We start from the raw sequence: 15,305 nt of genomic DNA on the forward strand, positions 1-15,305 counted from the left end.
TGGGGGGGCGGCAACGGCAGGGATTGCCCGGGGCTGGCAGACCGGGCGGACGGCGGCATCCGCCTGCGCGTGACGGAAGCCGCCGAGCGGCGGCCGCCTTGCTACTGGCAGCTGGTGCCGGGCGTCGCTGCGATCACCAGTCGCAGGTTCTTCGTCACGGGGTCGTCGTCGGCACCCACGGTATTGTCGGTGAACGTGCAGCCATACCTGGCATCGGCCACGACGGACGCCGTCAGTACATCGTCGCCGGCGGGTCGCGTGTGGGTCTGCTCCCACGTCACCATGTCGTCGAAGGCCCTGGTCTGCTCCGCCACCGTGAAATCGCAGTGCGCGATGCCGCGGATCGCGCGCTGCACCAGCCAGGACGCCGTGCCGTTGGCGTCGGCGCGGCGCTTGTAGATCTGCTCCATGCTGAACGGCACGTACATGTCGCCCAGCGTATGCAGCGTCAGCACCGGCACGCTGATTTTCGCGGCGTTCTGCGGAATCCAGCGCAGGCCGTCGCGGCGCAGCCGGTTGGCATCGGCGACCGGGCGCACCCGGAAAATCGCCGCATTGAACGCCTGTTCCTCGGCGGACTGGGCCGGGTCGTTGTCGAACTGGTAGAGCAGGGCGGTGGTGTCCACCACGTTTTGCGTCAGGATGCCGTTGACGGTGCCGTCGGAGCCGAACGTGCTCCACACCGCGTCCTGGTAAGCCTTCGACGCGGGGCTTTGCCCGAAGCCGAGCTCGAACAGCGGGCGCTCGCCGCCGGTCAGGTTCTTGACCACGGCCTTGAGCTTGTCGCCCGCGGCGGTCGTCGCCGAGGGGTAGGTGGTGAACAACGCCGACATCAACGGCGCCACGATCTGCGCCCAGTTCGTGACCGGCCACGATGTGGCCGGCATGCCAGCCAACTGCTGCGCGGCAGTCTGATAGCCACCGAAGTAATTGAAGAGTTCGGTGTCGCCCAGCACGGCGCACATCGGCACCGAGCCGTTGTACGACACCTTGTGCACGGCGGTCTGGATATTCTCGGCATCCACGGCGGCAGCCGCCACATGCCCGCCCATCGAATGGCCAACGATATATGTGCGGGTGGGCGCGGCCAGCGTGCGGCCATTCTTCTTCGCAATATCGGTAAACGCCAGCGCCAGCGCGTTGGTGTCCTCCAGGCCGGCGCGGACGTCGTAGTAGTTGGTGGAATAGGTGGACGCGGCCCACGCGTAGCCGGCTTCCAGCAGATGCCGGCGGATGCCCGGAATGGTGACGGACAGCGCGGAACCCATCCCGGCGTAGCCGTGGGCATACATCACGAGCTTGCCGTTCCAGGCGGCGGGCACTTCCACGACATAACCGGCATTGCCGAGCTGACCGGACCAGCGGTCGGACGCAGGCGCGCCGGCCAGCGGCGCCAGTTTTGCTGCCAGCGCGTTGGTATCGACGGTGAAGGTCCGGCTGTCTTGCGGACGTACCTCTTCGGGCTGGACCGTCGGCGCTGTGGGAGCGGGTGTGGATGCGGTGGTGGCCGAACCGTTGTCGTCGCCGCCACCACAGCCGTACAGCAGGAAGCCGGCCGCCAACGCCAGGGCAGTGCTCTGGAATACGCGATGCATGATGTCTCCTCTGTCTTCTTTATCGTGCGTGTGGGAGTGCGTCGGCACGCGTCCTCGACCGCCATCATGCTTTCACGACATGCTTCCCCCGCGTGACGCAACGCCCGGCCAATGTAACCGCGGCGATACGTCACGCCAATGTTCAAACGGGTGTCCGACTGGGGCGTTGCGCGGTGCAACATGCGCGTTCGACTTCCTGAACCTGCCACTTACGTCATCAGCGCGGGCAAAGCCTCAACGAGCGCGTCGACGGCCATGCGGACTTTGCGCGGCAAGTGAGGCGCCTGCAGCCACAACGCGTAGGCGTCGTAAAGAAATGCCGGCCGGTCCGGCAATAGAGCGACCAACACCCCCGACCGGATGCGATCGCTGACAAGCCAATAGGGAAGCCAGGCGAGTCCCATGCCGCGCGTCGCGGCCTCGGCAATGGCGTCGAGATCATCCATCCGGACCCGGTTGAGCGGAATCATCTCTTCCGGCGGAAGCCCTTCCCTGGGAAACAGCCACGGGCTGACCCGGCCTGAGCGTCTGTACACGATGGCTTGGTGCCGCTGGAGCGCGTCGACGGTGGCGGGCTGGCCGTGCGCCTTGAGATAGGCGGGCGAAGCGCAGACGATCATCGGTTGGCGTGCGACACGACGCGCGATCACGCCAGCCTTGTCGTCCAGATCGCCGGTACGGATGGCGATGTCGAAGTCGCCTTCGCCCAGATCGACGAAACGGTCATTGAATGACAGATCGAGCTCCAGCGCCGGATACGTCTGCGCAAATCGCAGTAGCACCGGGGCCACGCAAAGCCGGCCAAAGTGCACGGGCATGGTGACACGCAACCTCCCGCGCGGTTCGCCGAACTGATCGGCCGCAAGCGCATCTGCGGCCTCAGCCTCCGCCAGCACGACCTTGCAGCGATCGTAGTAGGCCTGCCCGAAGTCCGTCAGGCTCTGGCGCCTCGTGGTGCGAATCAGCAAGCGCACGCCAAGGCGGGTTTCCAATGCGTGAACATGTTTGCCGACCATGGGGGCGGATAGGCCCAGCACATCAGCGGCGGCCGCAAACGAGCCCAGATCGACGGCTTTTACAAAGACGGCCATGCTGGTCAGACGGTCCATATTAAAAACCATTGGTTTCGACTGTCGTCGATTATCCGCCGTTTATCCGCGAAACGTGCGGGACTACAGTGGATTCACTTCAACAAGTTTCGACTGGGAGGGAATTCATGGCACGCGTTGTCCGGTTTCATCAGCATGGGGGACCCGAGGTCCTGCGCATCGAGCACGTCGAAGTTCCGCCGCCGGGGCCGGGCGAGGTACAGATTCGAGTCAAGGCGCTGGGGCTCAATCGTGCCGAGGCGCTGCTGCGTGCCGGGACGTATATCGAGCGGCCGACATTTCCGTCCGGGCTCGGGCTTGAGGCCGCGGGCGTTGTCGAGGCGGTGGGCACCGGTGTCACGGCGATTGCGCCGGGCGATGCCGTCAGCGTTGTGCCGCCGCAGTCGATGGTTCGCTGGCCCGCGTACGGCGAGTTGGTGACGTTTCCCGCCCCACTTGTCGTCAGGCATCCGCGAACGCTGGGTTGGGAGGAGGCCGCTGCAGTGTGGATGCCGTATCTCACCGCCTATGGTGCGTTGATCGACATCGCCAAGCTCGGCCCGGGAGACTTTGTGGCCGTGACGGCGGCGTCCAGCAGCGTCGGGTTGGCCGCGATTCAGATCGCGAACAGGGTAGGGGCGACGCCGATCGCGATCACGCGGACTTCCGCCAAGGCGCGCGACCTGCTGACCGCAGGCGCCGCCCACGTGATTGCCACTGCCAACGTCGATCTCGCCACCCGGTTGCAGGAGATAACGGGCTCAGCTGGCGTGCGGGTCGTGCTGGACGCAATCGGCGGCCCGATCTTCCAGCCGCTGACGGCAGCGATGTCGCGCGGCGGAATACTCATCGAATATGGAGGCCTCAGTACGGAGCCGACGCCTTTTCCCTTGTTTGACGTACTGAGCAAGACCCTGACGCTGCGCGGTTACCTCGTGCACGAGATCACCGGCGACCCGGTGAAACTTGAGGCGGCCAAGGCATTCATCATCGACGGACTGGAATCGGGGGCGTTTCGGCCGGTGATTGCGAGGACCTTCGCCTTTGACCAGATCGTCGATGCGCACCGCTTTCTTGAGTCGAACGAGCAGTTCGGCAAGATCGTGGTGACGGTTTGATGTGCTGCGGCACGTTAAGTGGAATTCCGGGACCATCTGGCGGCTTGCTGGTTGTGGAAGCGGCCGTTCGACATACCGACGTAGATCCCTGACAATTTTGGGCCAGCACTCGATCTGTTCGACGACCCCTTGTCGATGAACTGTGGCGGTGACTGCTGGGGTTGCGTCGGCGAGATTGAGGCCGACCTGGGCAATTTAGCCCCAACATACGTTATAGCAATAATCTATCTTATGTTAAATAAGATGCGCGCCATTTCGAGAACACTTCGGCCAGCACGGCGCCGCCCAACCGCCTCTTGCCCACGCGCTGGCCCGGCTTGAATCGGGAGTTGTCGCGCCTAGAATCAACTTCATGCGCGAAGGCCCACTCTTTCCATCGGCGCCGCCTGGGAAAAGGCCGGCGGCCCGCAATCGTGCTTCCGGTCGGCGCGTCGCGGAAGCATCGGTGTCTGTTCCTGCGGACCCGTCCGCGCCGTCCGTTCCGTTTCTGCTGGCGACCAAGATCCTTGCGCCGCGTCTGCCGGCCGGATTGATCGAACGTCCGCGCCTGCTGGACGTGCTTGGCCAGGGTCGGGACAAGCGGCTGACCGTTATCAAGGCGCCGGCAGGTTTCGGCAAGACATCGCTTTGCATTGCGTGGCTTGACCGGCTGCGCGCCGATGGCGCTCGTGTTGCCTGGTTGTCGGTGGATCAGGAAGATGACGAGCCTGCACATTTTCTGAGTCATCTGGCGCAGTCGCTGTACGGTGCCTGTGTCGCTGAAGGCGCGCCGCCGGGGCTTGCCGGTGAGGTTTCGCTGCTTGTCCCGCGCGCGGTGATTGCCACGCTGGTCAACGCGCTGGCCGAGATCGACGACGAGTTGTTCCTGTTCGTGGACGACTATCACCTGATCGGTACTGAATCGATTCATGAAGCCGTGGCGCTGCTACTGGCCCACGCGCCGTCGAACTTCCATCTGGTGCTGGGCACGCGTGCGGACCCGCCCTTGCCGCTGGCACGGTTGCGGGCCGGCAATGCGCTGCTTGAGATCGACGCCACGATGTTGCGCTTCAGTGCCGACGAAACCGGGCGGTTCGTGCAGCGCGAATGCGCGGGGGGTCTGCCGCAGGCCTCGGTAGACGCCTTGCACGCCTCGACCGAAGGCTGGGCAGCCGCGTTGCGCCTGTCCGCGCCGATGCTGGCCCGCAGCCAGTCGGGCGCCTGGGTGGCGCCATCGGGCACGGCGCGGCCTATCGCGGCCTATCTGGAAGAGATGCTGGCCTGCCAGACCTCGGAACTGGTCGATTTCATGGTGCGCACCGCCATCCTGGACCGGCTTTCCGCGCCGCTCTGCATGGCCGTTACGGGCGCGGCGCACAGCCAGAACATGCTCCAGGCGCTGGCCGCGCGTCAGTTGTTGCTCGATCCGCTGGACGTCGAGGGCCGCTGGTTTCGCTACCACCAGTTGCTGCGCGACTACCTGCGCCAGCGGCTGGAGACCGCCGCCGACATCGACATTGCAGACCTGCATCGGCGCGCGTCGCGCTGGTATGCCGCGCAGGCACTGTGGACCGACGCCGTCTGGCATGCGCTGGAAGCCGGCGATGCCGCCGATGCCGTTGCGCTGATTGGCCAATGTGCGATGTCGCTGGTCCGCCAGGGTGATCTGAAGACGCTGCTTGGCTGGCAGCGGCGTTTGCCGCCTGACATCATGCGTGGGCAGGTTGACGTGCGCCTGGCGCTGGCACGGGGCATGGCGCTGGCCATGCGTTTCGAAGAGGCGTCCGCGATGGTGGAAGCCATCGAGCAGGATGCCGCACAAGGGCCCGAGGCCGATCGCGAACGCCACCTGTGGGAATGCAGGGCGATACGCGCCCTGCTTGCCGCCTTGCGCGACGATGCCCAAGGCGCGCTGCGGCTGGCGGAAGACTGCCTGAGCCGCCCGCTGTCGGACGACCCGTGGATGATCAACGTGCTCAGCAACGTCGTGCGGTTCGCGCACTGGAAGTCCGGCGATCTGGAACGGCTGTATGCCACGCCATGGATCCCCTACTCGCCCGACGAAAACCGGCGCTACCCGCTGTCTTCGGTCTACCGGCTTTGCCTGCTGGGCCTTGCGGAATTGCAGCAGATGCGTTTCGACGTGGCCGAGCGGTACTTTCTGCAGGCGATGCGGTTTGCCGAAGACAACGCCGGGCCTGCCTCGACGGCCGCCGCGCTGTGCGCGCCCGCGCTGGCCCAGCTGCGCTACGAGCAGGACCGGCTCGAAGACGCCGAAACGCTGCTGGTGGAACGCATGCCGGTCATCGACGCGGCGGTCCTGCTGGACAGCGTGCTGGTGGCCTATACGTTGCTGGTCCGCATTGCGGCGGCGCGCGGGCACCTGGACCAGGCCCACGCGTGGGTCGAACAGGCGTTGACGATTGGCCATCAACGCGCGTGGCACCGGCTGGTGGCGGCCATCCTCCTGGAGCGTGTCCGGCTGCTGCTTGCCGAGGGCCGCGCCCGGGAGGCCGCTGCGTGCGTCGAACAGATCGACAGACTGGTGAACACCGTCGATGCGCCCGATTGCGAGGCCTGCGCCAGCGAACTCGACCGTTATCGGACGCTGGGTGCTGCCAGCCTGGCCATGGCCGGGGCACGGCCGGATGACGCCGTGCGCCTGCTGGATGCCCTGCTCCGGCGCCTTCCGCAGCGGCACCCCAACTACCTCGCGCTACGCGCCCGCACCCTGCTGGCACTGGCTTGCCAGGCCAGCGGTGCGGCGGAGCGGGCCGTCGAGGAATGCAGCCGGGTGCTGGCTTCCATCGAATCCGCGCGTGCGTACCGGATCATCCTGGACCAGGGGCCCGGCGTCGGGGCCCTACTGGAGCTGGTCAGACAGGCTACCGTCGCCGCCAGCGGCGGCGCGCAACGGCTGGCCTGCATCGACGAACTGCGCGAACGTTGCAACGAACGCTACCAGATGCGGCAAAAGGCGTCGTCGGCGTCGGTGCGCGAGGCGTTGAGCGCGCGCGAAGGCGGCATCCTGGCGCTGATCGCGGCTGGCCAGTCGAACAAGGAAATCGCGCGGACGCTGGGCATCGCGCCCGAGACCGTCAAGACCCATATCAAGAGCATCTTCGTCAAGCTGTCAGTGGAAAAACGTGCGCACGCCGTCGCACGTGCGCAATCGCTGGGGCTGGTGACCGGGCACTGACACCCGCGCCGGCGCCCTCCCCGCCCTCCCCGCCCTCCCCGCCCTCCCCGCCCTCCCCCCCTCCCCGGTCTCCTCTCCCCGCGCTCCCCTTTCCGGTCCCCTCTTTGGGGGATACGGCCATCCCGGCTGCACGGCCAACATGGCATCCATACAGCGCGCCGCCTGAATCCCGCCTGGGGTGACGGCTCCGGCGCACCACAGGCCAAAACGAATGCACGAGGGAATGCGTGCGAGGAGACAACACCATGACCATTGCTGGCTACAGCATGAACACCCTGGGCGACTTCGTCGGGCGCGAGCTTGGCGTATCGGGCTGGCTGATCGTCGATCAGGCCCGCGTCGATGCCTTTGCCGACTGCACGGGCGACCGCCAGTGGATCCACGTGGACGTGGACCGCGCACAGCGCGAGAGCCCGTTCGGCGGCACCATCGCGCACGGCTACCTGAGCCTGTCGCTGCTGGCGTCGCTGTCGATGGAAGTGGGCGTGGTGCCCCACGATGCCAGCGCGGGCCTGAACTACGGGCTCGACAAGGTGCGCTTCCTGTCGCCGGTCAAGGCCGGCGCTCGGGTGCGCAACCGCGTGACGCTGGCGGCGGTGGAAGACAAGGGCGACGGCCGGGTGATCGCCCGGCTGATCAATACGCTGGAAATCGAAGGCGAAACCAGACCGGCGCTGCTGGCGGAATCGCTGGCCATGCTGATGGCCGCGCGCTGACAGGAGCCGAAGACATGCAAGCCAACGTGGAATCCCCCGTGCGCGCCCTGGCCGCGTCGGAAGGCCTGAAAGAGGAAGGCCACGCCGGCACAAACCGGCCGAAGCTCAACCCCTTCATCGGACTGCGCCCGTGCGACGTGCTGGACACCGTGCGCCAGGTGGGCGCGCAGACCGTGCGCCAGCCCGGGCTGCTGGTCGAACAAGGCGCCGCGCTGACGCGCGAACTGGTGGCGGCGCTGGCCGGCAAGGGCGGCCCCGCGCCGCAGAAAGGCGACAAGCGATTTATCGACAGCGCCTGGCAGAGCAACCCGTTCTATCGGGTGGCAATGCAGAGCTATCTGGCCTGGTGCAACGCGCTGGGCGGCTTTGTGGATCGGTCCGCGCTGGACGACCGCAGCAAGGAGCGCGCGCAGTTCGTCCTGCAGCTGATGACCGACGCGCTGGCGCCGACCAACACGCTGCTCGGCAATCCGGCCGCGCTGCGCAAGATCGTCGAATCGGGCGGCACCAGCCTGGTCTCCGGCATCAAGAACGCCATCATGGACGCCGTGCGCAACCAGGGCATGCCGTCGCAGGTCGATACGTCGGCCTTCGAGGTGGGCAAGAACCTGGCCACGTCGCCCGGTGCCGTGGTGTTCCGCAACGAGGTGCTGGAACTGATCCAGTACAAGCCGGCGACGGCGAAGGTGCACGGGCGCCCGCAGCTGATCGTGCCGCCGCAGATCAACAAGTACTACGTGTTCGACCTGTCGAAGGGCAAGAGCATCGTCGGCTATCTGCTGCAGAGCGAATTCCAGGTGTTTGCCGTGAGCTGGCGCAATCCGACCATCGAGCATCGCGACTGGGACATGGACACCTACGTGTCGGCGCTGATCGAAGCCATCCACGCGGTGCGCGAGATCACCGGCAGCGACGATGTGAACTTGCACGGCGCCTGTTCCGGGGCCATGACCATGTCGGCGCTGATGGGCCATCTGGAAGCGCGCGGCGAACGCCTGGTCCATGCGGCCACGCTGATGGTGGCCGTGCTGGACAGCAGCGAGGAGTCCCAGATCGGCCTGTTTGCCACGCCCGAGAGCATCTCGGCGGCCAAACAGAACAGCATCATGAAGGGCGTGCTGGAAGGCAACGAGATGGGCCGCGTGTTCGCATGGATGCGGCCGAACGACCTGGTGTGGAACTACTGGATCAACAATTACCTGCTGGGCAATGCCCCGCCAGTGTTCGACATCCTGTACTGGAACAACGACACCACGCGCCTGCCCGGCAAGTTCCACGGCCAGCTGCTCGACATCTTCGCCGGCAACGTGTTTGCCCGGCCCGGCGCGCTGACCGTGCTGGGCACGCCGGTGGATCTGTCCAAGGTGGCCTGCGACACGTACGTGGTGGGCGGCATCACCGACCACATCACCCCGTGGAAGGGCGTCTACAACACGGCGCGCATGTTCGGCGGCAATACGCGCTTCGTGCTGAGTTCCAGCGGCCACATCCAGAGCCTGATCAACCCGCCGGGCAACCCGAAGGCCAGGTTCTTCGTCAATGCCGAGGCGGCCCTGCCGGAAGATCCAGAGGCCTGGCTGGGCGGCGCCACCGCGCAACCCGATTCGTGGTGGGACAACTGGCGCACGTGGCTGGCCGAGCGATCCGGCGACCGGCGCGATGCACCGGCCCAGGTGGGCAGTGCTAGCCACCCCGCCCTGTGCGACGCACCGGGCACCTACGTCACCGGCGCGTGATCGCGCGCGACCGCCGTAGCCGAGCGTTTCTTTTCTCAACCGCACCCTTAGCATGAAGACCATGGAAACTACTGCATCGAAATCCTCCTCGGCCCACCCCGCCGCCGCCCTGTTCTCCGCCTACACCGGCGTGCTGCAGCGCCTGGGCCTGCCCGGCCTCGACGTGAGCGCCATGGCCGAAGCGCGCCGCAAGGACCTGGCCGCGCTGGCCGCCATCCACCTCGCACTGCTTGACGGCGTGCAGGCGTTCAGCCAGAAGCAGGCGGAAGTCGTGCGCGGCACGCTGTCCGGCCTGCAGGACCGCCTGCTCCAGTCGGGCGACGCCGATGGCGCCGCCGCCACGGGCGCGGTGGAACTGACGCAGGGCGCGCTGCAGAAGTCGCTGGCCAACCTGCGCGACCTGGCCGACATCGCCCATAAGACGCAGGCCGACAGCGTGTCGGCAGCCAGCAAGCGAATCGCCGAGAATGTGGAGGAACTGAAGGCGCTGTTCAAGCCCGCGCAGTGATCGCGGATCCTCATGAAATGCCGGCGGGCGGCTTGCGGGGCGCCCGCGACAAGGACAACCCGATGAATCAGGCAGCGTGCCAGGCCAAGACCGGCGGCAAACTGGATATTCGCACCATTGACGTGGACGGCCGGACGCTGCGCGTCGGCATCCGCCGCGGCACCACCGACAGCCCGCCCCTGCTGCTATTCAACGGCATCGGCGCCAATCTGGAGCTGGTCGAGCCGCTGATCGCGGCGCTTGGCGACGTGGAAGTCGTCATCTTCGACATTCCCGGCGTAGGCGGGTCGCCCACGCCGGTCATGCCGTATCGATTCTCCACCTTGTGCCTGCTGGCCGACAAGCTGCTGACCCACCTGGGCTATACCGGACAGGTGGACGTGCTGGGCGTGTCCTGGGGCGGCGCGCTTGCCCAGGAGTTCGCGCACCTGTATCCCCGGCGTTGCCGGCGGCTGATCCTGGCCGCGACATCGCCCGGCGTGATCATGGTGCCGGCCAGGCCGTCGGTGCTGGCCAGGATGTTGGGGCCGCGCCGCTATACCGATCCCGCCTATCTGGAAAAGATTGGCGGGGATCTGTACGGCGGCGCCTATCGCCATGACCTTGGTCTGTTGCGCGAGCACAGCCGCCATATCGAGCCGCCGCGCGGACGCGGCTATGTCTACCAGCTGCTGGCCGCGTGGGGCTGGAGCAGCCTGCCGTGGCTGGGCGGACTGCGCCAGCCCACGCTGGTCATGCATGGCAACGACGACCCGATCGTGCCGCTGGCCAACGCCAAGATCCTGGTCGCTCGCATTCGTCACGCAACGCTGCATGTGATCGACGATGGTCACCTGTTCCTGGTGTCGCGGGCGGCGGAGGTAGCGCCCGTGATCCGCAGGTTCCTGCGGCAGGACCTGCTGTGAGCCGCGTATGAGCGACCGCGCCGGACTTCCCCCCACCAGGTCGGAGACGTCCGGCGCCCTGCCTGCCGATGCCGGCCAGGCTGTCAACCGCGGCGACCGCGACCTGCGCCGCATGCGCGCGATCGCCACTGGCATCCTGGTGGCGATGCTGGCGCTGCTGGTGGCCAGCGTGCTGGGCCAACCCTACTATCCGTGGCTGGCCTGGGTACGTGCCTTTGCCGAGGCCGGCACGGTGGGCGCCGTGGCCGACTGGTACGCGGTGGTGGCGCTGTTCCGGCATCCGTTCGGACTGCCCGTGCCCCATACGGCGGTGATCCCGCGCAACCAGCAACGCATTGCCGAAAGCCTGGGCATCTTTGTGGAGCGCAATTTCCTGGCGCCCGAAGTCATCGTCGGCCAGCTGCGCGCGCACAACACCGCGCAGGCGGTGGCCACGTGGCTGGCGACGCCCGGCAATAGCCGCGCGCTGGCGGACCAGGCCGTGGACACGCTGCCCGCCCTGCTGCGCGTCTTTGACGACGACGAGGTAGCCCGCCTGATCCAGCGTGGCGCGCTGCCCGGCCTGCGTACGCTCGATGTCTCGGACATCGCCGGCCATCTGTTGCAGATCCTGACCGACACCCAGCGTCACCAGCCGCTGCTGGAACGCGCCCTGACGGCGCTGGAGGCATGGCTGGCCGACAACGCCGGGCTGCTCCAGGCCAAGTTCAGCGAGGCGTCGCGCTACACGCCGGTGCGGCTCGATGCCTACATCGTCAACAAGTTCGTCGAAGGCGTGATTGCGCTGCTGCATGAGGTGCGCACCGAGCCCGGCCATCCGCTGCGCCAGCAGTTCGATGAAGCGGTGCAGGCGATGATCGACAGGCTGCGCACGTCGGACCGCTACCGGCGCATCGGCCACCTATGGATGCGCGATTTGCTGCGTCACCTGGAGCGCGAGAACAGCTACCGCGCGCTTTGGCAACGGCTGCGCGACTGGATCAGCGCCGACGCCGCACGCCAGGATTCGCTGGCGCGCGCCATGCTGGCCGATCTGGTGGCCTCGCTGGGCGCCAGTGTGCGCGATGACCCGGCCTTGCAGGCCAGGATGAACGGCTGGTGGCTGCACTGCGTCCAGCTCACGGTGAGCCGCTACCGGCATCTGGCGCCGATGCTCATCACGGAGGTGGTCAAGGGCTGGGACGCCGCCGAGATCAGCCGCAAGATCGAGTCGGAAATCGGCAGCGACCTGCAATACATCCGCATCAATGGCACCTTTGTCGGCGGCATGGTCGGCGTGCTGCTGCACGCGGCAATGCGGCTGGTCTCCGGCTGATCCAGCCGGCCCGGCGAAGGCCCCGGGCTGTTGCGGCGCGTCATGGCTGGCGGCCCGCCGGCATCCGGGAAAGCCCCATACCGCATATTGGTAATACCACTTTACCTGTCCAATACCCTGACCTAGACTCGGTTCAACTCGGCATGCGTGCGGCGCGGGATTGGGTCGCGGGCATCCGGATCTGCACCCCCTACAAGAAGCAGAACGCAGGAGACCCGAGTGAACGACGACAAGCCGCCGGGGCCGCCCAAAAGGCGCAGCCAGGCCTGGTTCGGCCGACTGGATCGCGATGGTTTCATCTATCGGTCCTGGCTGAAGAACCGTGGCATTCCCCATGACCAGTTCGATGGCCGGCCGGTCATCGGCATCTGCAATACCTATTCCGAACTCACGCCCTGCAACTCGCATTTCCGGACGCTGGCCGACCAGGTCAAGACCGGGGTGTGGGAAGCTGGCGGCTTTCCGCTCGAATTCCCCGTGATGTCGCTGGGCGAAACCATGCTGCGTCCCACCGCCATGCTGTTCCGCAACCTGGCCAGCATGGACGTCGAGGAGTCGATCCGCGGCAACCCGATCGACGGCGTGGTGCTGCTGATGGGGTGCGACAAGACCACGCCGGCGCTGATGATGGGCGCGGCCTCGGTGGACCTGCCCACCATCGGCATTTCGGGCGGCCCGATGCTCAGCGGCAAGTTTCGCGGGCAGGAGCTCGGTTCGGGCACCGACGTGTGGAAGATGTCCGAGGAAGTGCGCGCGGGCCATATGTCGCAGGAGGATTTCTTCGAGGCCGAAGGCTGCATGCACCGGTCTCACGGTCACTGCATGACGATGGGCACGGCATCGACGATGGCCTGCATGGTCGAATCGCTGGGCATGGCCCTGCCGGGCAACGCGGCGATTCCCGCCGTGGACGGGCGCCGCAACATCCTGGCGCGCGCCTCGGGCCGGCGCATCGTGCAGATGGTCAAGGACAACCTGGTCATGTCGAAGGTGCTGACGCGCCAGGCCTTCGAGAATGCCATCAAGGTCAACGCCGCCATTGGTGGGTCCACCAACGCGGTGATCCATTTGCTGGCCATTGCCGGGCGCATCGGCGTGAAGCTGAACCTGGACGACTGGGATGCGCTGGGCCACGCCCTGCCCTGCCTGGTCGACCTGCAGCCATCGGGCCGGCATCTGATGGAGGACTTCTACTACGCCGGGGGCCTGCCGGCCGTGATCCGCGAACTGGGCCCGCTACTGAACCGCGACGCGCTGACCGTCAACGGCAACACACTGTGGGACAACTGCAAGGACGCGCCGAACTGGAACCGCGAGGTCATCCACGCCTTCGACGCGCCCTTCAAGCCCCACGCTGGCATTGCGGTGCTGCGCGGCAACCTGAGCCCCGATGGCGCGGTCATCAAGCCGTCGGCGGCCACACCGGCATTGCTCAAGCACACGGGCCGCGCGGTGGTGTTCGAGGACAGCGAAGACATGCACCGCCGGCTCGACGACGAATCGCTGGACGTCGATGAACACTGCGTGCTGGTGCTGAAGAACTGCGGCCCGCGCGGCTATCCGGGCATGGCCGAGGCCGGCAACATGCCGCTGCCGCCAAAGTTATTGCGGCGCGGCATTACCGACATGGTGCGGATCTCGGACGCCCGCATGAGCGGCACCGCCTACGGCACCGTGGTGCTGCACGTCACGCCGGAGGCCGCCGCCGGCGGCCCGCTGGCGCTGGTGCAGAACGGCGACATGGTGGAGCTGGACGTGGAAGCCCGCAAGCTGCACCTCCATGTATCGGACGAGGAACTGGCAAGACGGCGCGCGGCCTGGCAGCCGCCAGCGCCGCCCATGGAGCGCGGCTGGACACGGTTGTACTTCGAACACGTGCAGCAGGCCAATCTGGGCGCCGACATGGACTTCCTGGTTGGCAAGAGCGGCGCGGCCGTGCCGAAAGACAACCACTGACGCACCACCCCGGGCGCGGCCGCCACCACAGGGCGGCGCGGCGCCGGACAAGGAGACGCAACGCATGGCATCGGTTCAGATCCGCGATGTGCAGAAGTCCTTTGGCGGGACGCAGGTCATACGGGGCGTCAGCATCGACATCCCCGACGGCGAGTTCACGGTGCTGGTGGGGCCGTCCGGCTGCGGCAAGTCCACGCTGCTGCGCATGCTGGCCGGCCTGGAGGAAATATCGGGCGGCGAGATTGCCATCGGCGACCGCGTGGTAAACCGTCTGCCGCCCAAGGAACGCGACATCGCCATGGTGTTCCAGAATTACGCGCTCTACCCGCACATGTCGGTCTACGACAACATGGCGTTCTCGCTGAAGCTGGCGGGCGTGGCCAGGCAGACCATCAAGGACAAGGTGGACAAGGCATCGGGCATCCTGGGCCTGGGCCAGCTGCTGGACCGCTACCCGCGCCAGCTGTCCGGCGGCCAGCGGCAGCGCGTGGCCATGGGGCGCGCCATCGTGCGCGATCCGCAGGTGTTCCTGTTCGACGAGCCGTTGTCCAACCTCGATGCCAAGCTGCGCGTGCAGATGCGCGCCGAGATCAAGGAACTGCACCAGCGGCTGCGCACCACATCGGTCTATGTCACGCACGACCAGATCGAGGCCATGACCATGGCCGACCAGATCGTGGTGATGCGCGATGGCCGCGTGGAACAGCGCGGGCGCCCGCTGGCGCTCTACGACCATCCCGACAACCTGTTCGTCGCTGGCTTTATCGGATCGCCGGCGATGAACTTCGTGCCCGGCGTGCTGCGCCGGCAGAACGGCGAAGCGCGGGTCGAATTCCCGGACGGCACGCTGCTGCCCGCCCCCGCGCGCCTGGAAAACGGCGCCGGCGCCGACGGCCAGCGCGTGATCTACGGTGTGCGGCCCGAGCACCTGGCCTACGGCGCGCCGGGCCAGGGCTTTCCGACCACGGTGTCGGTGGTGGAACCGACCGGCGCCAATACCGAGGTGTACTCGCGCTTCGGTGAGACCGATTTCATTTCCGTGTTCCGCGAACGCCACGACTTTGCTGCTGGCCAGGCGCTGCATCTGGTGCCCGACCATCACCACACGCACCTGTTTGACGCCGAATCGGGCCAGGCGCTGCCCCGCCAGGCCGCACGGCAATAACCACCCTTGGCATGACCATGGAGGA

Annotated in this window: 11 protein-coding genes; 9 read left to right on the plus strand and 2 right to left on the minus strand. The window is 66.8% G+C overall.

The window, feature by feature from the left end:
* Positions 1–101 precede the first annotated feature (101 nt).
* Both AC3G88_RS12590 and AC3G88_RS12595 read right to left on the minus strand, forming a co-directional pair.
* A complete protein-coding gene (locus AC3G88_RS12590; RefSeq protein ID WP_488773024.1) occupies positions 102–1,595 on the minus strand; it encodes an alpha/beta hydrolase in 1,494 nt (497 codons plus the stop codon).
* A 209-nt stretch (positions 1,596–1,804) separates the two neighbouring features.
* The gene (locus AC3G88_RS12595) at positions 1,805–2,704 is read right to left on the minus strand and encodes a LysR family transcriptional regulator (RefSeq protein WP_488773025.1); all 900 of its coding nucleotides are present in this window, start codon (positions 2,702–2,704) and stop codon (positions 1,805–1,807) included.
* A 107-nt stretch (positions 2,705–2,811) separates the two neighbouring features.
* Here AC3G88_RS12595 and AC3G88_RS12600 point away from each other — a divergent pair, with 107 nt between their 5' ends.
* The 9 genes from AC3G88_RS12600 (at position 2,812) to AC3G88_RS12640 (ending at position 15,280) form a co-directional block, all read left to right on the plus strand.
* Complete coding sequence (locus AC3G88_RS12600; RefSeq protein WP_488773026.1) at positions 2,812–3,801, plus strand: zinc-dependent alcohol dehydrogenase family protein; 990 nt, start codon at positions 2,812–2,814, stop codon at positions 3,799–3,801.
* A 445-nt stretch (positions 3,802–4,246) separates the two neighbouring features.
* Complete coding sequence (locus AC3G88_RS12605) at positions 4,247–6,979, plus strand: winged helix-turn-helix domain-containing protein (protein ID WP_488773027.1); 2,733 nt, start codon at positions 4,247–4,249, stop codon at positions 6,977–6,979.
* 245 nt (positions 6,980–7,224) lie between these two features.
* Positions 7,225–7,695, plus strand: coding sequence for a MaoC family dehydratase (locus AC3G88_RS12610; protein WP_487523782.1), 471 nt, complete (start codon positions 7,225–7,227; stop codon positions 7,693–7,695).
* Between the two features lie 14 nt (positions 7,696–7,709).
* Entirely contained in the window at positions 7,710–9,431 is a 1,722-nt protein-coding gene (locus AC3G88_RS12615; protein WP_488773028.1) for an alpha/beta fold hydrolase, read from the plus strand.
* Positions 9,432–9,492: 61 nt separating this feature from the next.
* On the plus strand, positions 9,493–9,939 hold the full coding sequence (gene phaP / locus AC3G88_RS12620; RefSeq protein WP_488773029.1) for a TIGR01841 family phasin: 447 nt from the start codon (positions 9,493–9,495) through the stop codon (positions 9,937–9,939).
* Positions 9,940–10,001: 62 nt separating this feature from the next.
* Positions 10,002–10,844, plus strand: coding sequence for a poly(3-hydroxyalkanoate) depolymerase (phaZ, locus tag AC3G88_RS12625; RefSeq protein WP_488773030.1), 843 nt, complete (start codon positions 10,002–10,004; stop codon positions 10,842–10,844).
* A 7-nt stretch (positions 10,845–10,851) separates the two neighbouring features.
* A complete protein-coding gene (locus AC3G88_RS12630; protein WP_488773031.1) occupies positions 10,852–12,159 on the plus strand; it encodes a DUF445 domain-containing protein in 1,308 nt (435 codons plus the stop codon).
* Positions 12,160–12,378: 219 nt separating this feature from the next.
* Positions 12,379–14,115, plus strand: a complete 1,737-nt coding sequence (locus tag AC3G88_RS12635) for an IlvD/Edd family dehydratase (RefSeq protein WP_488773032.1) — start codon at positions 12,379–12,381, stop codon at positions 14,113–14,115.
* A gap of 64 nt (positions 14,116–14,179) precedes the next feature.
* Complete coding sequence (locus AC3G88_RS12640) at positions 14,180–15,280, plus strand: ABC transporter ATP-binding protein (protein WP_153947695.1); 1,101 nt, start codon at positions 14,180–14,182, stop codon at positions 15,278–15,280.
* The last annotated feature ends 25 nt before the right edge of the window (positions 15,281–15,305 follow it).

Source organism: Cupriavidus sp. 86D6, from assembly GCF_057815095.1.